The following is a 19,232-nucleotide window of genomic DNA, read 5'->3' as shown; positions in this document are numbered from 1 at the left end:
GGAGGTGTTTTTTCATGTACAACTCTTTGGGTTCACTTCAAATTATCAAGGTGTTTTAGTTATTAACTCAAAACTTTCCAAATCAGCCCCCGTCACAAAAGGACTAACCTCACCAACGCTATAAAGCTGTAAATCATGCATTGCGCGTGTACAAGCAGTGTAGAACAATCTACGTAAGCTTCCATCACTGTACACATCTTTAGAGGCATTGTAAATAATGACAGCATCAAATTCGATACCCTTCGCTAAATAAGCAGGGATAATGACGATGCCTTGTTCATACTCAGCAGAGCTACTTTTCACAAGTTTAATATTCTCGATATGACTAAGTGCTTCGTAGGCAGCGGCACTTTCGGCTGCGGATTTACATATAATTGCGATCGTATTGTGCTGTTGTTTTTGTAGTTCTGCGACTTTGGAAGTGATACGATCATGCAGTTCGTTGTAATCAGAAACTTTAGTCACTGTAGGTTTCTCGCCGTCACGTTCAAAGGCGTTAATGTTCTTTCCTTCAGGTACGAGGTCCCGCGTAAATTCAATAATCGGTTTTGTTGATCGATAGCTACGAGTTAAGTTGATGCCGTTCGTTTCATCTGGTCCGTATAAGCTAGTAAGTGTATTGAAATTCACTGCTTCACTCGCATGGGCAAATATCGCTTGGTTAAAGTCCCCGAGTACGGTCATTTTTGCGGCAGGGAATAAGCGTTTTAAAAACTCAAATTGAAACGGCGAATAATCTTGCGCTTCATCTACGAGTACGTGTTTAATGGATCTGTTTGTTTGGAAGCCTTCAATTAATTCTTTTAAAAGTAAAAATGGAGTCGCATCTTCGTAATGTAGCTTTCCTTCATCTAACATGTTCAAAGTTAGTGAACAAATGTCGTCCCATTCTTTCGGTTTTTCTCCAGTAACCCATGATGCATCTGTGAAGAGCTGTTTATATATTCCTGTGAAATTGATGAAGCGCAATGTTTGAACACCTTTACGAAGCGGCTTCAATTTTTTACGGACAATCATCCGTCCGAGTACTTTCGTTTCTTTCTCATAATCATTAAAGGAATTGTCGTCAAATTCTCCTTTTTTCTGTAAGTATTTATAAGCTTTTTGGTATTCATCTTTACTAAGTAATTCAATTTCTTCTTCTACCCAAGGTTTTTTCAGTTCTGTTTTTTCGATTGTATCTATTTGTTTATTTAGCCAATCCGTTAACTTCTCGATTCTATTATGGAAGCGGAGGGAGGAATCAGTATTATAAAATTGCTCTGTAATTTCTTTAGCAGAGGCAATCAGTTTTCCTCTAAATTTCATTCCTCTAAATAGCATGCCTGAAGATTCAAGAGATTGTCTGTACGTTCTAATCATATCGAAAAATTGAGTAGATGCTTTAAATCGAATGCTCGCATTTCTAGTTTTATAGGCAGGGCTATTCGTTTCAGTTAGCATATATTCTAATTGCTCATAAGGGTCTTCAACGTCAAATGAATTACTTAGTCTATGATTTAAATATTCTTGGAATGTAACTTGCTGCATATTCTCTTCACCGAGTTCTGGCAATACGTTAGATACGTAGCTGTTGAACATGGAGTTAGGGGAGAAGAGAATGATTTGATCTGCTTTTAACCATTCGCGATATTTATATAGTAAGTAGGCGATTCGCTGCAGGGCAGCTGATGTTTTACCGCTACCAGCAGCTCCTTGAACGATAAGTAGTCGCCCTTCATCGTGACGAATAATTTCATTTTGCTCGCGCTGGATAGTAGCAACGATACTTTGCATATGTTTGTTTGTACCTTTTCCAAGCGCTTGTTGCAGGATTTCATCGCCAATTGTGAGGCTCGTATCGAACATGGAATCAATCTCGCCATTTTGAATAATATATTGTAATTTTTTCTCCACATTACCGCGGATTACGCCTCCTGGTGTACTGTACTCAGCTGGTCCTGGCGGATAATCGTAGTAGACACTTGAAATGGGTGCGCGCCAATCGTATATAAGAAAGTTGTCTCCGCTTGCATCGGTAAGTGTAGCAACGCCGATATAAATTTGTTCCGCGCCAACTTCTCCTTCTTCTTTGAAATCGATTCGTCCGAAGTAAGGTGCTTTATGCATACGGCGTAGTGCGGCAAGTCGATTAAAGGTGTGCTTATGGGTAATTTGTGTTACGGCTAGTGACTGAGCTTGTTGTCTTAAGTTGATAACTGTTTCAAGATAATCGTCAAAAGTATCAGTGTTAACTTTTACATCATCCCAGAAGTGTTTACGAATGTTGATTACTTCTGCCCGGCGTCTGCCAGTGTCGCTTTCCAGTTTATCAATTTGCTCCGTAATAGTTTCTATTACGCTATCCAATCGTTGTTGCTCTTGATCAAGTTTTTTGTTCATACGATAGCACTCCTTTAAAAGTGAAAAATAGAGGTTGACTGAAGATGTGTTTTGGTGTACAATTAAGATACGGATAAATACATTCTCTCGTTTTTTAAGAATGCGTTTCTGTACTAATTTAACATAGTTTTTTAATTTAATCAATGATAATAAGATAAACCTTGGTTCCGTGTGTGATGGAACTGAGGTTTTTTTGTTGTCTTTTAAGAGGGAAGAGCGATCATTGTCAGTTTTTGTCGGTAAGTCGATATAATTGAAAAATCGCTGATATAATTAGATCCGGAGAACGGATCATATAATTTCATTTACCGAATCTGAACGTAATTTACCGCAAGGAGAGGGCATACAAAAAAAGCTCGGGCCTAAGCCCAAGCTTTTTTCACTTCATTATTTCTTTTCGTCTTTTTTAGCGTCAGCTTTTGGTTCTTCGAAAAGATCTTTCAAATCTTTATCGTCAACTTTTACGTCAGCTTTTTTGATTTCTTTCATCATAAGATCGTTCATAAATTGAGCATCTTGTGCTTTCTTTTGAACAAGGTCTTTTTTGATGTCGCCTTTTACTTCATCAAATGGTTTTTGTTCTTTAATATCTGTTACTTTAATGATGTGGTAACCGAATTGTGATTTTACAGGTTCGCTTACTTCATCTTTTTTCATTTTAAAAGCTGCGTCTTCGAATTCTTTAACCATTTTGCCAGCTGTAAAGTAGCCAAGGTCTCCGCCTTTTTCTTTTGAACCAGTATCGTCAGAGTATTGTTTCGCTAACTCTTCGAAAGATTTACCTTGTGCAAGCTCTTCTTTAACCTTTTTCGCAGTAGCTTCATCTTTTACAAGAATGTGGCTTGCTTTAATTTCAGGCTTGTAGTTTTCTTTTAGTTCTTTATCAGTAATTGTTTTTTCAATCGCTTGTTCTTGAGCTAATGAAGCGCGAACGCCATTTTTAACTGTTTCTTCTTTAAGACCTTGTTGTTTCATTAGTGTATCGAATTGGTCACCGACTTGCTTTTTCATTTCATCGAACTTTTTGTCTACTTCTTTGTCATCGACTTTGTAGTTTTTAATAAGTACTTTTTCCATAACCATGTTATTTAGTACTTGTTTACCAGCTTGTGTCTTCATTTGATTGTAGAACTCTTCTTTAGTGATGTCACCAGCTTTAGATGTAACAATTTTGTCTGATGATGTTGATGTTCCACATGCTGATAATGCGATTACACTTGTTGCGGCTAAGGCAAGCATAGCTTTCTTCATTCAATAAACACTCCTACTATTATGTATTTTTAATTTATCCCGTACAAATGAAGAAACGCCTTATGATAGGTTATTTTCGTTCATAAGAACCTGATTAAGTCTCACTGATGTCTTTGCTTTTTTTATATGTAAAAGCACGCTTAACAGGGCTTACCGAGGCTTTAGGATAAAGTTTAGATGCGTGTCGTTTATTTCATAGTATAAGCAATATGTACAAAATTTAATATATCATATTTCGACGAGTTTTCCTATTGATAAAGAAATTTTAACCAGTTTGTGTCAGATTTTGAAAGGGTACCATATTGGGCACATGTCGCATATACAGAAAAGAGGAGGGGATGGGGGATGAATTCAAAACTTATTTTATTACTTGTACTATTTATTTTATTAGTTATAGTAGGTATAATTTGCTTATAGAGGAAAAAATGAGGAAGGACTTCCTTCCTCACTTTCCATGAAATATAATTTCTACATAACTAGAAATTAATAGAATGGTAATACATACGTTAATAACTCGAAAGACACCGGGCTGGCGGCTCGCAGATATTTGTTTTCGCTCACACAGTGTATGTGTCATGAAATTCGTGTAAAATATAACAAGAAGTGCGAATGCGACAAAGACAACGGTTATAAGAGTCATGAGGCGAGACCTCCTTTTGGCTAAAATACATATACTTTATATATTGTATCATACGATATTTTGTTCGTGTTACAAAATTCAGAAATAGAAGACTTTGTGTTAGGAAGCGAGGGAGAAAATGGACGTTGTAAGAAGACTAGAACAAGCTGAATACTACGTAGACCTACTATTTAAAATGATTGATGAAGAAAAGTGTCCATTTTATTCTTTAATCATAAAGAAAAAAGCTCGTAAAAAAGACATTGAACGTATACTAAAACTTTGTGAAAAGCTGAACGAACAATATGTAGTGGAGAAAGCAGAAGGCCTGCTATTGTTTGATGCGCTATTAGATCAATTTGAAAAAGCGCTTCCACATCAGCTCGAAGTACACGAAACTGCGGAAGCGCTAGCAAAACAAGGTTTATTTAAGCCACTTATGAACGAATTCTTAAGCATGATTGCGAAAAAATAAATAGATTATTTCTTAACTAACTTTTGATCGGATTCCGTAAAGTTCTCCTCGATATCTTCTAATGATTTCTCAAAAATATCGATGAAGTCTTGTCCATAAATATTACGCAGGATTGCAATCAGTTCGATATTTTCTGGGAATTTACCGTAAAAATTACGAAGTTCAAGTGCTCCATTAAAAACAGAATTATTTTCAGGATCATACTCCTCCATTAAGCGAAGTAGTAATTCTTCCCCTTTGTCTGTAATTTCAATGTACGTATTTCGTTTATCATCTTCTTTTTTTGAGAATATAAGATAGCCGCGTTCTTCAAGCTTTTTAGAGAAGTTAAACGCCGTTGATACGTGCATAACTCCAAACTTAGCAATCTCAGAAATAGAAGCCCCTTTTAAATGATAAGCAATGGTTAAAATATGATGCTCGTTAATGTTTAAATCGTAAGGTTTAATCCACTGTTGCCAATCTTTCTCTACGCATTTCCATAACGCTTTCGATAATTGAGCAATACGTTGGCTGAAAATCATCGCTTCTTTTACCGAGTAATTTTTTTCTCCACTTTTCATTTACTCACCCACTTTAACATACTTTTTTCATTATTATCTATTATGCCAGTAAAATAAAAATTAATAAAGTCTTTTTGTGAGAATTGTGAAAATTTTTCGGAAAAACAACATTCTATACAAATCATGCATAACTATGGAAGCGTTTTACGAGTCGAGAATACATGTGTTGTCTTTACATGTTGAGGGATAACATATATTGTAAATGCATAAAAACACGACATATCTATGTGATATGCCGTGTTAAGGTCAATTCGTATGAAAAATATTTGTTATATGCAAAAAACTAAGCAGGAATATGTTTACGCTTTTTCTGGAACGGCTTCTTGTAGTTTCTCAATTGACTTTTGAATGTCTAAAATTTCTTTTTCAATATGTCGTTTGTTTTGAGAAATATCGTGTTTCCAGTTAGAAAGCGTGTCATGCATATCGTCTTTTAGTTCTTGGAATACTCCTTTACCTTCTGAAGCAGTTTCAACGATTTGACGCTTTAATAACTTTGTATCAGCTGTAATATCAGCTAAAGTCTTTTTAATATCAGTTCCTTTTTCTTTCAGCTTACCGCGCATAGCTTTACCAGAAGAAGGAGTTGAGAAAAGAACGGCTAGCCCAGCAACTGCTCCGCCGCAAAGTACACCTGTAATAAAGGATTTAGCTTTTGACATAAAAGGAAACCTCCTTATTTTTCGTTCGTATTCATGATGTATAAAAGTGTGCATATCTTTAAGACAAGGGGAAGAAAAGTAAGCTTTTCTCTCTTGTACATGCTATGCACAAAAAATCATATCCCCGGCATTTTTTATGAAGAAATAAGCCATTCAATAAATGCCAGAGGAATCGGCTTGATATGTATTACTTCTTATTATAGTGGCACTATTTCACACTATTTGCAATTGTACTTGCGATGTTTTGTAAATTTTCCATTGTATATTCATTTTGGTGTGATTTCCAAACAGCACCGAAACCATCGTTTTCACCGTAGCGTGGAATTAAATGAAGGTGGAAGTGGAATACAGTTTGTCCAGCTTTCTCGCCGTTATTGTTAAGTAGGTTGAAGCCAACTGGATTAAATTCTGCTTTCATTGCATTTGCGATTTTTGGAACGACAGCAAAAATATGTGATGCAATTTCTGGCGTTAACGCAAAAATGTCTTGTTTGTGAACTTTCGGAATAACAAGAGTATGTCCTTTTGTTACTTGACTAATATCTAAAAATGCAAGTACATGTTCATCTTCGTATACTTTTGAGCAAGGGATTTGCCCGTCAATGATTTTACAAAAAATACAATTGTCCGCTGTATGATTCATCGATCTCATCCTTTCAAATAGTCTTAGCCGTATTTTACCATAATTACATAGGAGAACAAACACGAAAAACAGGAAGCTGACTCAGCTTCCTGTTTTCTGAAGAGGGATTGAAAAAACATTTTTTATAATTTACGGTTCGCAGACACCTCATTTATATAAGAAATACATGGTAAATCGGCTGAAATATCTACCGTAGACACCCCATTTTCAAGTGAAATGAAATTGCAATCTTTTATTAAATGAAATTGTTAGTGTTTAAAACAGTATATGCTCTTTCACAGACACCTCATTTATATAAGAAATACACGGTAAATCGGCTAAAGTCTCTGCCGTAGACACCCCATTTTCAAGTGAAATGAATTGCAATCTTTTTATAAAATGAAATTGTTTATTTTATAAAACAGTATATGCTCTTTCGGAGACACCCCGTTTCGAAAATGAAACAAATTATCTGGTTATGTGTAAATTTCATTGTCCAATTTGGACACCCCATTTCATGATGACTTCACTATGTTGTTGTACTCATCAATTGGTGGTTGCTTTTTCAAGTGTGTTCCTTCTTCCCTAATTATGATGTCCGCTTTCGTAAAAATATATGCGAAGAAATTTAAATTTTTTTTGGAGACATCGATACTATGTAGTACAGCGCAATTTTTGGTAAGATGAATATAGAATGAATATCAATGAAGAAAGTGGTGTCGTATGAGCGAGTTATTGCGTGTAGAAAATGTTACAGGAGGATATACGAAACGACCTGTACTGCAAAATGTTTCGTTTTCTGTTAATAAAGGCGAACTTGTCGGCTTAATCGGTTTAAATGGAGCCGGGAAGAGTACGACAATTAAACATATCATCGGTTTAATGGAACCGAAAAAAGGAACTGTCACAATTAACGGGAAAACAATTCGTGATGATATGACAGCGTACCGTTCTAGTTTCTCCTTCATTCCAGAAACGCCAGTATTATATGATGAGTTAACGTTAGAAGAGCATTTGAAATTAACAGCGATGGCGTACGGTGTAGATGAAAAACAATATGAAGAACGCGTAGGACAATTATTACAAGAATTTCGCATGAAAAATCGCTTGAAATGGTTTCCGTCTCATTTCTCAAAAGGGATGAAACAAAAAGTGATGATTATGAGTGCATTTTTAGTTGAACCATCACTGTACATTGTGGACGAACCTTTCGTTGGGCTTGATCCGTTAGCGATTCAATCACTTCTTCAAATGATGGATCAAATGAAAAAGAGTGGTGCGGGCATTTTAATGAGTACACATATTTTAGCGACAGCAGAGCGCTATTGTGATTCATTTATTATTTTGCATCAAGGTGAAGTGAGAGCGATGGGAACATTATCAGAACTGCAATCACAATTTAATATGCCTGGTGCAACGTTAGATGATATTTACATTGCATTAACAAAGGAAGAAGATTATGAATAGCACAGCGTTATGGAAAGAACGATTTCGGCACTTTCTAAAAGAAGTTCGTACATATAGTAAATACGTATTTAATGATCATTTGAAATTTATTTTCGTATTTATCATCGGCGCAGGAGCGTATTATTACCAGCAATGGTTACAAACGTTAACACCTTCGTTTCCGACAGCGATTGTTATGGCAGTCTTACTTGGCCTTGTATTAACAGCTGGATCCATACAAACGTTATTAAAAGAAGCGGACCTCGTTTATTTGCTTCCAGTTGAAGAAAAGTTAAAGCCTTACTTTACGAAGGCATTTCTCTTTACGTTTATGATTCAGTTATACATAATCGCAATGGTAGCAGCTGCGCTTGCCCCGTTATACTTCCAGCAAATGAAACAAACAGGAGCGGCTTACATATGGATTGTAATCGCGTTTGTCATTGTAAAGGCGTGGAATTTATTCGTAGCGTGGGAAAAATCATTTTTAACAGATCAAAGCGTTCAAAAAGCAGATTGGTTCATTCGCTTTATCTTAAACGGCGTATTTGTGTACGTCCTTGTAGAACGTACTTCAGTCATTTTTACCGGTGTGATTGTCTTTTTAATGGCGCTATACCTTGCTGTTATGCATCAAAAGGTGAAGGGAAAGCCGCTAAACTGGGAGTATTTAATTTCTGAAGAAGGTAAAAAAATGATGCTGCTGTACCGCATTGCGAATATGTTCGTTGATGTACCGGCGTTAAAAGAGAGAGTATCACGTAGGAAATGGCTTGATTTCATTCTTTCGATAATTGGTGAGAACCGTACATATTTATACTTATATACGAGAACGTTTTTAAGATCAGGTAACTATTTCGGCTTATATATGCGTTTACTCGTTCTTGGTGGAGTCATTCTTTACTTCATCCCATTTTTATATGGACGCTTTATCGTAAGCCTTGTTTTCTTATACTTAATCGGCTACCAGCTATTAACTCTTTGGAAGCATCACCGTATGAAAATTTGGCTTGATTTATATCCAGTAGGTGGCGACGAGAAGAAGAAAGATTTTCTTACTTTATTAAATGCGATTCTTATTATTGGGAGCGTTGTATTTACAGTTATATTTGCACTTGCGACGAAAGATTTCATAATGACCGGCATTTTATTTGTCGTAAGCATATTATTTAGTATTGGTTTCGTTTATCAATACGGTGCGAAACGCATTGAGCGTTTAAATTGAAGGGAATGAACCTATGATTACATATGAAGAGAAGGTTATAAAAGAATTGGAGCAGTGGAAAGCTACATTCATGAAAGATTCTTCTATGATGACACGGTTCTCTAAAAAAGTGCAGGTGAAAGTGCAGCAACTAGTGCCCGCGAAAGTGCAAAAGGTACTAACAGAAACGATTCGGATGATGGTACAAACAATAAGTGCTGGATCAAACTTCATAAAACCGAAGCTAAAAGAAACGAACTGGTCATTGCAAAGAAGAGACGATGAAGTACGTAAAAAAATGGATGAGTACAAAAAAGTCGCAGCGGCAGAAGGGGCCGGAACAGGAGCAGGTGGTATTCTCCTCGGTCTTGCTGATTTTCCGCTTCTACTTACCATTAAAATAAAATTTTTATTTGATGCAGCAACATTGTATGGATTTGATACGAGTAAAAAAGAAGAGCGCCTTTTTATTCTTCACGTTTTCCAGCTTGCTTTTTCGAGTGATGACCATAGAAAAGAAGTATGGAAAGCAATTGAAACGTGGGATACAGAAGAAGAAAATCATATGGACTGGGAAAAGTTCCAAACAGAATACCGAGACTATATCGATTTAGCAAAAATGCTTCAGCTCGTCCCAATCATCGGTGCCCCGGTCGGAGCGTACGCAAATTATCAATTATTGCAAAGGCTTGGGGAAGTGACGATGAATTGTTATCGTATGCGCTTGCTTAATAGAAATTGATTTGCTTTATAAAAAAGAAAGCATCCTAAATGTTTAATTTAGGATGCCTTCTTTTTATTTATATTTATTATTTCCTGACGGATGAAGGAATGGAGCGCAATCCCTATAATATATTTACGGAAATCTTATTAAACCATAACAATAGCTTTACCACCTCTAATTAATTACTTATAAGTGGGGTCTCGCTACATCGCCATCAACTTAACACAAATAAACTACCCCCAAACGATAAAATTGAGCAATTTGTACAGATTTATCGTTTAGGGGGTAGTTCTAAATTCTTAGCTTGATGGGCATGTGGCAGGACCCCTAATATCTATTAATAAAAGCATTTTTTCTCGGATAGTTGAGGGCATCATCATCAAAATGGATGGAATAATATTATAATATAAAATTAAAAAATATACGCCAAGCCTATGAGTATGCATCCGTCTTGGCTTTTTCCTTTAAACAATACCTAAATTCGGTTTCAGTCTTCGATTGCTTGGTAGACCATGGTCCAGAAGTCTTGGATAAGATGCGATGAGTCCGGAGTGGACATCCCAACCTGGGTGAACAGGATTCCAGTAAACTGTTTGTCTGGATCAGCGTAAGCTGCAGTGCCGGTTCCACCATCCCAGCCGAACTGACCGATGGAAGCGTAGTCTCCAAGGTAGGTACGCACCGCCATCCCAAAGCCCCAGCCGCCTTGTATCCCTTGTCCAAACGACAAATGGACGTTGTTTTTGGCCAAATCGTCTCGGTATACTTGTTGTTTAGGAGTAAGACGATTGGTGGTCATCAGTTGGACTGCGGGCCTAGACAGGATCCGTTTGGTTCCGTGCATCCCTTTGTTCAACAGCATCTGCAAATACGCGTGATAATCGTCGACGGTTGCGAGCAGCCCACCACCGCCTGCTTGGAATGCTGGAGGTTTGCTATAACGTCCGCCTGCACCCTCATCCCACACGATGAACTCACCTGTCTGCGGATCGGGGTTGAAGGCAGGTGGAAGCCGGTCAATCTTGCGCTCAGGCACGTAGAAACCAGTGTCCTTCATTCCCAGTGGATCGAAGATGCGTTCGCGTAGGAACGACTCGAAGGTCTGACCCGTGACCCTGGCAACAAGCACGCCGAGCACTTCAATACTGATATGATACTGCCACCGCTCTCCGGGCTGGTAGCTTAGCGGAAGTGCACCTAGACGACACATAAACTCATCTGGATCGGGCATATCCTGCCCTGGCGTGTCGAATATCCCACTCTCGAAGAACGCGTTCATGATCGGAGAACCCATCAACGTGAGATCCACTCCGAGCCCGAATGTGGAGGTCAACAGGTCTCGTACAGTGATAGGACGCCGTGCTGGGACGGTCTCTTCCAGCGGACCATCGGGCTGTTTCAACACCTGCCGGTCGGCGAGTTCGGGCAGCCATTTGTCTACTGGGTCGTCCAAATGCAGTTTGCACTCGTCGAGCAGAACCATTACCGGTGAGACTGCGATCGGCTTGCTAGTGGACGCCAATCGAAAGATTGTGTCCCGACGCATTGGTGCGCCACCATCATGCCTCATTGTTCCAAGCGCTTCGACGTGCGTCTCGCCGTTTCGGCTGACTAAGGCGACGAGCCCAGGAATCTTTCCAGAATCGACATGCTGCGCCAGTACATTGCGCATTTTGCGCAACCCTGTTTCAGAAAAGCCTTTATTGTTTTGTCCCATTTTTTTCTCCTTTAGTTTAGATTGAGATTTCTAATACATAGGGGCTAACAATTATTAGTTCTTCAAATAGAAAAATTCCCCTTTTTAATAATCTCGACAAAATGTATTTATGTATATGGGGTCACCATACATCACTATCAACCTAAGATAAATGTATATCCATAATTCACAGAAAACGTTATTCTTTTTGTAGAAATATACAGAAAGGATGGCTTTTTTTTATGAATCTTTCGATTCAGGATGAGTTTCGTTTATTCGCTGAAGAACTACAGCGATATCTATCTCCAAACATCCTTCAATAACCGCTATACACTAGCGTGATACAATGATAATGGATGGGAGTCCAATACATATTATTAAAATTAAGATGGCTCAAGTCGGAGGAAGGTAACTTAGGGTGTCTTTTCTTTATGCGTTAAAAAGCCCACCCATTCTCATAGGCGGACTTGAAATACAATTTTAATTCAGTGTTACAGTTTCTAATTTAGTAAAACACCTATTAAATATTACCCCTCAATTTCTTCAACAGTACCATCAGAATAATAAACAACTGCTTTATTTTTATCACTAGTTTCAGATGAATTTATAAATGGAACAGACTCTGTTCCGGATTGATTACATATACACCCATGGGAATTGCATTTTGTAATAGATAAATTAGCATCTGGAATAGTAAAAAAGAAAATAACAGTGCCCGTCGAAACGCCTGCTGCATTAATTCCAGAAAATGATAAGATAGCAGAATCATCTGCACCAAATCGTTCAAATAACAACACCGTAAACGATCCTTCAGAATAGTTCCCATTAACAGTTAAGGACCCTAGTCCGCTAGCTGTTAAAGCTATTCCTACACCTACAATGTTTATACATTTTGGTAAACAAACAGAAGTAGATTGCAAGATAAGATTATTGAGTTGAGCAAAAACACTACTCCCCTTCTCCTTACAATTAGGACAAATATTAACTAAAAAACGATTCGTAGGCGTAACAAAATTATTAACTACTCCCTTACAATCACATAAAGATGCGCATGATTTTTTCTCACAACATTTATGCTCTCTATATGAATTACATTCTTTCTTATCCTTCAGACTATAATATTTTTCTTTGTAATAATCATAATCTGAACTACAATACTTTTTTCCCATTACCTATTCTCCCTTCATTATTTACTCTAGTAAGCTATACATTTACCATCTCAAACATATAATATTCACTAGAGTAAATAATGCTTGTACAGGTTATGAAAAAAGGTAATAATCTATTAAAAACATTTTATACAATAGTCTTTAAACATAGGATTAATAATATAGTTATCAAGTCAGAGGAAGGGACCTTAGGGTTTCTTTTTTTACGGTAAGGCATTAATGTTTTCCCTGTCTCACCAGATTTCTTGGATTTAAAGCCATTTTCCCTTTTAGGGTGATATAGTCCTTAAGATCTTGTTAAACCTGTGCAATTACGGTTGGACTTTCCTGCTGTTTGACACATATCCCCAGGCTATCTGGACATGATAAAAGATGAGGTGACTGACATGAAGGATAAAATATTAGAATTAGTACCAGAATCGGTAAAAAAATTACTCCAGAAAAAAGTTAAAGATGGAAACCGATGCATCATTGATTTGGTCGTGGATGATGCAACTGCTTATGGATTTGAACCGGAGCAAGTAGTCCCTTGTATCATGGCGGGTTATTATGTTTATGAATCCACCACCTATCCCAGTGAAATGGAGGAAGAATGGAAGCTGAAATTGGTTTTTCATGCGGCCAATCGCTCGGCAATGAAGCTTCTGTCTTATGGGAAGTATAAAGCGAAACAATCTGAAAGTGGATGGATGAGATATACAAATCCATAATGTTTACTTAACATACACTAACTAGCTTGGTGAGCATGAGGCGCCGTCACATGCCCATCAACTTGAAATCTTGAAATACCCCCAAGTATTTTGGTGAAAAAAAGCAACATTTAAGCTCCTTATGACATTTTTCTAATATAAGTTGTAACATTGCCTAAACAACAACTACCTTGTGGATTGTTTACTTCACAACCACATCGGTTTTCTCTTATGTTTTCGCGAATATGCTCTACTGGATTAGGAGTAAGTCCATTTTCCACATATTATTTGATTTTTTCTTTTGTCCAATCAAAACAATAACAAATTGGTGTAGTTGCTGAGTCATCTTTTTGATTTACAGCTACCTTTATGTCAGATACAAAGTATTTTTTATTATTCGTATCAAAATAGACTACATCACAATCTTCGTTTGAACAAAAATAGTGATTTTCTTTAGCATTTAATGTTTCTAATGCAGATGGTTTAAGCAATGATTTTAGTGTAATCAACTTTACATTCTTAGCTTTATTTTTACATGATGGACAATGACCATTATTTTCAATTTTTATTCCTTTAAGGTTACTACAACAATCTTCCATTATTCTTCCACCTTTACAATTTATTATTTTTATAAATATTCTTCTGCTTTCTTTTCTGAATCTATTAAAGTTTCGATAATAGGACATTCGTAAATATCTTTGTTTTCGGGACATCTTTCTTGAAGGTCTATCAAAATTTGTTTAATTTTTTTTAGGTCTTGAATTTTACGTTGGATGTCCTCTAATTTAAGAACAGTGAAATCATATATGTCACCGCACTTTGCTTCATTGCGATCGACCATTTGTATCGAATGGTCTCCGTGTTAACGCCACACTTTTCAGCCAGTTCTCCAATAAGATATTGCATCTATCTCACCTCATATAAAGTATAAACCCTGTACTATAGTACAGGGTCAAGGAAAGTATTATTATAGTATCAATCTACTTTCTTAAAATAAACTGTCATTATTCAATAAGCCTTATTCAACAATATGGTCCGATTGCGAAATTCTAAAACTACATTTAGAGCGATTAATCTTTATCACCACATAACTCTTTACTACAACGTTTTACAAAAAACGCTGTTATTAAAATAATAATTCCTATACTCAAAACAAGTAATTGATCGAGTGCAATCACATCAAGAAAAATCCAACGAGAAACAAAACCGAAGCTAGACATGCACACACATATAAAACCAAAATAATTTAACCATCTATGTACATTTTTCATTCTTTTCCCTCCTTAAACTACATTTTATTCTTCCCTCCTGTTTTTGGGTGTGAGTGCTGGCTAGTCGTGTGGTGATACTCCATGCCCATCAAGCTAAGGTCTTTAAGTACCCCCTAAACAAAATTTTGAATTTTTCTACAGTTATTTATGTGAATTCAACTCGTTTTTTTCGTTTTGGGAACAATGTATTTTTTAAGTTGATGGCTATGCTCAAATTTGAGAGTCTTTTTTTGTTATTTCTATTCATATTTTTAAAATTTTTACCAATAATATACAGATGAGGTAGATTTGGTTATAAAGTTACTTGAGCTTACTTTACTGTATTTAGGGGTGCAAATATGAAAGTATCAATATTTATTACTTGTGTTGTAGATGTTTTTTATCCAGAAGTAGGAAGAGATGTTGTGGAAATTCTTGAAGATTTAGGGTGTGAAGTTGATTTTCCTAAAACTCAAACTTGCTGCGGACAACCAGCTTATAATAGCGGGTATGTTAAAGAAACAAAAACAGCTGCAAAACATATGATTGAAGCCTTTGCTAGTTCAGAATATGTTGTGGCACCATCGGGCTCTTGCGCTATGATGGTTCATGAGTTTTCTAGCTTATTTTCTGAAAGTGAAGCGGAGTGGAAGAAAAAAGCTACTGAACTTGGAAATAAAACATATGAATTTACACAATTTCTTGTTGAAGTATTAGGGAAAGAAGACTTAGGTGCGGAGCTTCATAAAAAGGCCACGGTTCATACATCTTGTCATATGAGCCGATTAATGGGGATTAAGGAACCGCCGCAAAAATTATTAAAATGTGTAAAGGGACTGGAAGTTGTTTCACTACCGCATAATTATGATTGCTGCGGATTTGGAGGGACATTCTCAGTGAAAATGCCGGAAATTTCTGAGCAAATGGTTGAGGAAAAAGTAAAGCATATTATGGAAACCGGTGCGGAAGTGTTAATTGGGATGGATTGTAGCTGCTTAATGAATATAAAAGGACGTTTAACACGTAATGGTTATCAGATTGATGTAAAACATATTGCTCAAGTATTAAATGAAGATCGAAAGCAAGGGGGGATGTAGAGATGGGAATGAAAATTGGGAATGATCCCTTTCATAAGCGTACTAAAACAGGCATTGGGGATCCATTTATGCGACAGGCTGTCAGGAAAGCGCAAGATGGTCTTAGAATCAAGAAATTAAAAGCTACTGAGAGTCTTGGAAACTGGGAAGAATGGCGAGCTTTAGGAGAAGAAATTCGAAAGCACACATTAGAAAACCTTGATTATTATTTATATGAGCTGAGTGAAAATATTGAGAAAAACGGTGGTTTTGTTTATTTTGCAAAGACTGCAGAAGACGCAAGGGAATATGTAAAAGGGATTGTAAAAAAGAAAAATGCGAAAAAAATTGTGAAATCAAAATCTATGGTAACGGAAGAGATTAGTTTAAATGAAGCGATTGAAGAAGCTGGAGCGGAAGTGTTAGAAACAGATCTTGCTGAATTTATTCTACAAGTGAACGACCACGATCCGCCGTCACATATTGTTGTTCCGTGCCTTCACAAGGATAAAGAACACATCTGTGAAATATTTAAAACAAAGTTAGATTATACGGGAACATCTGATCCGACGGAAATGGCGAGGTTTGTAAGATCGTATATACGTGATGATTTTTTTGCAGCGGATATAGGGGTGACTGGATGTAACTTTGCTGTTGCAGAATCTGGGTCAATTTCTATCGTAGCGAACGAAGGAAATGCAAGGCTTACTACGACACTTCCGAAAACGTTGATTACAGTTATGGGGATGGAACGTATTGTTCCGACATGGGAAGAGCTTGATGTTTTAGTAACACTGCTATGCCGAAGTTCTGTAGGACAAAAGTTAACAAGTTATATTACAGGGTTAACTGAGCCTGGCGGGACGGATGGACCTGAGGAATTTCATTTAGTCATTGTTGATAATGGTCGTTCCGATATTGTAGGAACAGAATTCCAAAGTGTCCTTCAGTGCATTCGTTGCGCGGCATGTATTAATGTGTGTCCTGTATACAGGCATATTGGTGGACATGCATATGGCTCTATTTATCCAGGACCAATTGGAGCTGTGTTGACACCGCTTTTAGGGGGATATGATGAATATAAGGATTTGCCTTATGCATCTAGCCTTTGTGGTGCTTGTACAGAAGCGTGTCCAGTGAAAATCCCGTTACATGACTTATTAATTAAACACCGCAGCCGCATTATAGAAGAAAAACAATCACCTGTAGCTTGGAACGTAGCTATGAAAGGTTTTGAAAAAGTGGTGAAGAGTCCTAGACTATTTTCTTTTGCTGCGAAGAGCGCTCCGTATGCATTAAAACCGCTCGCAAAAGGAGATAAGATTGAGCGCGGCATTGGACCGTTAAAAGCTTGGACGGACGCGAGAGATTTCCCAGTTCCGAAAAAACAACCGTTTCGAGAGTGGTTTGAAAAACACGTAAAGGAGAACGATGATGGCCATCCAAAATCGTGAGGAATTTTTACTCCAATTATCAGAAAAGCTTGGTAGGAAACGTCCAGAAGCAGTGGAAAAACCGAAATGGTCTTTTTCCCCGCAGTGGAATGTTTTTGACGGACTGGCGCAAGATGAACTTGTATTAAAGTTAATAGAGCACTGCGAAGTAATTCATACAGAAGTAAAGCGAACAACAAAGGAAAACCTTGTTGAAACATTTCAATCTTTTATAACAGATTGGAATATCAAATCTGTTATATGTTCGAATGATGAGCGCTTTAATGAGTATGGTCTTACGCCATGTTTCAGCAATGAAGGTACAACACATTTTCGTACATGGGGATTAGATCATAAAGAAGAGGACATAGCATTTGCGAAAGCTGCTGACCTTGGCATTACATTCAGTGATATGACTCTGGCAGAATCAGGAACCATTGTACTATTTAATGATGGGTTAAAAGGAAGGCATGTTAGTCTGCTTCCAGAGTCATACATTGCAATCGTTCCTAAAAGTACGATTGTACCAAGATTAACCCATGCTACAAAACTGATTCATGATCAAAATAAAGCGGGAGAAAAACTGCCCGCTTGTGTGAATTTCGTTTCTGGTCCGTCAAATAGCGCGGATATTGAAATGAACCTTGTCGTAGGTGTACATGGGCCAATTAGAACAGCGTATATTATTGTGGATGATCAATAATGATTTACGTTTGCGACAGAGCGCGAAATATAGCTGAAACATTATAAGAGTACTGAAAATAGAAAGCGCTGGCTGTTAAATATAACCGGGGCTTTTTATTTTGCGTGCCCAGTCGCCTAGTAGCTGGCAGACAACTGGTGGAGAAATCCTATAAAGGAAAAATGTAATCTGGTTCAGTTTTCTACGCTACTATAACTAACTGAATTGTGCCTTTTCTTAGAAGCTAAGCACACTATAGCTAGCTCCAATTATAATGAATACGATAAAGAGCAGAATGATTAATAAAAGCCCACTACTACCGCTCTTACCATCTTCACCGCCGCCGCTACCACCTTTACCGCCAGATCCCATATGAAAATCCTCCTTATCGTTATACATTGTTTTTACTTTATATTTTTCTAGGTTCATCAAGAAGTTCCTTTTAAAACTCTAATTAACTTGCAAATCATTCATTTTCATTTTACAATTTACTTACCGACCGGTAAGTAAAAATAGAAGAGGTACAGTATGACAAAAAATTTACAAACATCGCAGCACATCGTAGAGGCATCATTTAAACTCATGGCAGAGCATGGCATTGAGAAGATGAGTCTTTCAATGATTGCGAAAGAAGTAGGCATATCAAAGCCAGCTATTTATTATCATTTTCCGTCTAAAGAAGCTTTAGTTGACTTTTTATTTGAAGAAATATTTTCTGGATATTATTTCGTCAATTACTTCGATAAAGAACAATATACGAAAGAAAACTTTGCAGAAAAGTTAATTGCAGATGGTTTACATATGTTGTCTGAGTATAAAGGTCAAGAAGGCATATTACGCGTCATAAATGAATTCATCGTAACTGCGACGCGAAATGAAAAGTACCAGAAACGCTTATTTGAAATACAAAAAGATTTCTTAAATGGATTCCACGATTTATTAAAGCAAGGTGTGGAACTTGGTGTTGTGTCACAACATGCAACAGAAGAAAACGCGCATACGTTAGCGCTCGTTATTGATAATATGAGTAATTACATATTAATAGGATTCCAGTTAAAGTATAAAGAAATTTGGATTCAAAATGTGAAAAACGTAATGAAGGAGGGATAAAGGTGAAAATGCAAAAAAACTGGTGGCTCGGTTTTCTTGGATTCATTGGGATTTATAAAATTCCAGGTATGATTGAAGCTTTTCAAGCGGATAAAGGTTGGTTCGCATTAATTAGTTTAGTTTGGCTCCTTTGGTTCGGATATTTTATTCCTGAGAAAAAAACGGATAAATAATAAATT

At 37.0% G+C, this 19,232-nt stretch carries 21 protein-coding genes and 1 pseudogene; 10 read left to right on the top strand and 12 right to left on the bottom strand.

The features are described 5' to 3' along the window. Window positions 1-45 precede the first annotated feature (45 nt). The 3 genes from helD to MKX77_RS18950 form a co-directional block, all read right to left on the bottom strand. Entirely contained in the window at window positions 46-2,382 is a 2,337-nt protein-coding gene (gene helD, locus MKX77_RS18960) for an RNA polymerase recycling motor HelD (protein WP_341307486.1), read from the bottom strand. Window positions 2,383-2,769: 387 nt separating this feature from the next. Continuing rightward, window positions 2,770-3,633 (bottom strand): peptidylprolyl isomerase PrsA, encoded by an 864-nt coding sequence (gene prsA / locus MKX77_RS18955; RefSeq protein WP_215555474.1) that lies wholly within the window; start codon window positions 3,631-3,633, stop codon window positions 2,770-2,772. A gap of 445 nt (window positions 3,634-4,078) precedes the next feature. Next, the gene (locus MKX77_RS18950; RefSeq protein ID WP_000172693.1) at window positions 4,079-4,273 is read right to left on the bottom strand and encodes a hypothetical protein; all 195 of its coding nucleotides are present in this window, start codon (window positions 4,271-4,273) and stop codon (window positions 4,079-4,081) included. Window positions 4,274-4,391: 118 nt separating this feature from the next. On the opposite strand from MKX77_RS18950, the gene MKX77_RS18945 reads away from it, so the two are divergent. Then, window positions 4,392-4,727, top strand: coding sequence for a DUF1878 family protein (locus MKX77_RS18945; RefSeq protein WP_002134804.1), 336 nt, complete (start codon window positions 4,392-4,394; stop codon window positions 4,725-4,727). A 5-nt stretch (window positions 4,728-4,732) separates the two neighbouring features. On the opposite strand, the gene MKX77_RS18940 is transcribed toward MKX77_RS18945, so the two are convergent. The 3 genes from MKX77_RS18940 to MKX77_RS18930 all read right to left on the bottom strand — a co-directional run bounded on the left by MKX77_RS18940 (window position 4,733) and on the right by MKX77_RS18930 (window position 6,595). Beyond that, a complete protein-coding gene (locus tag MKX77_RS18940) occupies window positions 4,733-5,290 on the bottom strand; it encodes an HTH-type transcriptional regulator Hpr (RefSeq protein WP_002134805.1) in 558 nt (185 codons plus the stop codon). Between the two features lie 299 nt (window positions 5,291-5,589). After that, the gene (locus tag MKX77_RS18935) at window positions 5,590-5,952 is read right to left on the bottom strand and encodes a YtxH domain-containing protein (RefSeq protein WP_341307485.1); all 363 of its coding nucleotides are present in this window, start codon (window positions 5,950-5,952) and stop codon (window positions 5,590-5,592) included. 208 nt (window positions 5,953-6,160) lie between these two features. Next, window positions 6,161-6,595 (bottom strand): HIT family protein, encoded by a 435-nt coding sequence (locus MKX77_RS18930; protein ID WP_001016832.1) that lies wholly within the window; start codon window positions 6,593-6,595, stop codon window positions 6,161-6,163. A 702-nt stretch (window positions 6,596-7,297) separates the two neighbouring features. On the opposite strand from MKX77_RS18930, the gene ecsA reads away from it, so the two are divergent. From ecsA to ecsC, 3 genes are read left to right on the top strand one after another with little or no spacing between them, the layout of a single operon-like run. Beyond that, a complete protein-coding gene (ecsA, locus tag MKX77_RS18925) occupies window positions 7,298-8,041 on the top strand; it encodes an ABC transporter ATP-binding protein EcsA (protein ID WP_105586545.1) in 744 nt (247 codons plus the stop codon). Continuing rightward, the gene (locus tag MKX77_RS18920; protein ID WP_341307484.1) at window positions 8,034-9,245 is read left to right on the top strand and encodes an ABC transporter permease; all 1,212 of its coding nucleotides are present in this window, start codon (window positions 8,034-8,036) and stop codon (window positions 9,243-9,245) included. The genes ecsA and MKX77_RS18920 overlap by 8 nt, the downstream gene beginning before the upstream one ends. Window positions 9,246-9,258: 13 nt before the next feature. Then, a complete protein-coding gene (gene ecsC, locus MKX77_RS18915) occupies window positions 9,259-9,966 on the top strand; it encodes an ecs operon protein EcsC (protein WP_002030211.1) in 708 nt (235 codons plus the stop codon). Window positions 9,967-10,435: 469 nt separating this feature from the next. Here ecsC and MKX77_RS18910 read toward each other — a convergent pair whose 3' ends face one another. Together MKX77_RS18910 and MKX77_RS18905 are read right to left on the bottom strand one after the other, a co-directional pair. Beyond that, window positions 10,436-11,665 carry a serine hydrolase domain-containing protein gene (locus MKX77_RS18910; RefSeq protein WP_341307483.1) on the bottom strand — a complete coding sequence of 410 codons (1,230 nt, stop codon included), beginning with the start codon at window positions 11,663-11,665 and terminating at the stop codon, window positions 10,436-10,438. 506 nt (window positions 11,666-12,171) lie between these two features. Next, window positions 12,172-12,813, bottom strand: coding sequence for a hypothetical protein (locus MKX77_RS18905; protein ID WP_341307482.1), 642 nt, complete (start codon window positions 12,811-12,813; stop codon window positions 12,172-12,174). 386 nt (window positions 12,814-13,199) lie between these two features. Here MKX77_RS18905 and MKX77_RS18900 point away from each other — a divergent pair, with 386 nt between their 5' ends. Then, window positions 13,200-13,523 (top strand): hypothetical protein, encoded by a 324-nt coding sequence (locus MKX77_RS18900; RefSeq protein ID WP_341307481.1) that lies wholly within the window; start codon window positions 13,200-13,202, stop codon window positions 13,521-13,523. Window positions 13,524-13,642: 119 nt separating this feature from the next. On the opposite strand, the pseudogene MKX77_RS18895 reads toward MKX77_RS18900, so the two are convergent. From MKX77_RS18895 to MKX77_RS18885, 3 genes and pseudogenes are all read right to left on the bottom strand, one after another. Beyond that, a pseudogene (locus tag MKX77_RS18895) lies at window positions 13,643-14,101 on the bottom strand (putative iron-sulfur cluster-binding metallochaperone). Between the two features lie 29 nt (window positions 14,102-14,130). Further along, window positions 14,131-14,343: a hypothetical protein gene (locus MKX77_RS18890; protein WP_445819104.1), complete on the bottom strand. Its 213-nt coding sequence runs from the start codon at window positions 14,341-14,343 to the stop codon at window positions 14,131-14,133. Window positions 14,344-14,572: 229 nt separating this feature from the next. Next, window positions 14,573-14,773 (bottom strand): hypothetical protein, encoded by a 201-nt coding sequence (locus MKX77_RS18885; protein WP_341307480.1) that lies wholly within the window; start codon window positions 14,771-14,773, stop codon window positions 14,573-14,575. Between the two features lie 338 nt (window positions 14,774-15,111). Between MKX77_RS18885 and MKX77_RS18880 the strand changes: the two genes are divergently transcribed. Genes MKX77_RS18880 through MKX77_RS18870 form a run of 3 tightly spaced genes read left to right on the top strand, consistent with a single transcriptional unit; the run spans window position 15,112 to window position 17,964 of the window. After that, window positions 15,112-15,849 carry a (Fe-S)-binding protein gene (locus MKX77_RS18880; RefSeq protein ID WP_341307479.1) on the top strand — a complete coding sequence of 246 codons (738 nt, stop codon included), beginning with the start codon at window positions 15,112-15,114 and terminating at the stop codon, window positions 15,847-15,849. A gap of 2 nt (window positions 15,850-15,851) precedes the next feature. Further along, complete coding sequence (locus MKX77_RS18875) at window positions 15,852-17,282, top strand: LutB/LldF family L-lactate oxidation iron-sulfur protein (protein WP_002158995.1); 1,431 nt, start codon at window positions 15,852-15,854, stop codon at window positions 17,280-17,282. Then, window positions 17,263-17,964 carry a LutC/YkgG family protein gene (locus MKX77_RS18870; RefSeq protein WP_341307478.1) on the top strand — a complete coding sequence of 234 codons (702 nt, stop codon included), beginning with the start codon at window positions 17,263-17,265 and terminating at the stop codon, window positions 17,962-17,964. Before MKX77_RS18875 ends, MKX77_RS18870 begins: the two co-directional genes overlap by 20 nt. Window positions 17,965-18,180: 216 nt before the next feature. Here the strand turns inward: MKX77_RS18870 and MKX77_RS18865 are convergent, their stop codons facing one another. Further along, window positions 18,181-18,315: a sporulation protein YjcZ gene (locus MKX77_RS18865; protein WP_335470906.1), complete on the bottom strand. Its 135-nt coding sequence runs from the start codon at window positions 18,313-18,315 to the stop codon at window positions 18,181-18,183. A gap of 156 nt (window positions 18,316-18,471) precedes the next feature. Between MKX77_RS18865 and MKX77_RS18860 the strand changes: the two genes are divergently transcribed. After that, a complete protein-coding gene (locus MKX77_RS18860; protein ID WP_341307477.1) occupies window positions 18,472-19,053 on the top strand; it encodes a TetR/AcrR family transcriptional regulator in 582 nt (193 codons plus the stop codon). 2 nt (window positions 19,054-19,055) lie between these two features. After that, window positions 19,056-19,226: a hypothetical protein gene (locus MKX77_RS18855; protein WP_341307476.1), complete on the top strand. Its 171-nt coding sequence runs from the start codon at window positions 19,056-19,058 to the stop codon at window positions 19,224-19,226. Window positions 19,227-19,232: the final 6 nt, after the last annotated feature.

This window comes from Bacillus sp. FSL R9-9410 (assembly GCF_038050385.1).
GTDB classification, from domain to species: domain Bacteria; phylum Bacillota; class Bacilli; order Bacillales; family Bacillaceae_G; genus Bacillus_A; species Bacillus_A cereus_U.
Note: the sequence above shows the minus strand (reverse complement) of the source record. Positions and strands in the feature narration are given on the sequence as shown.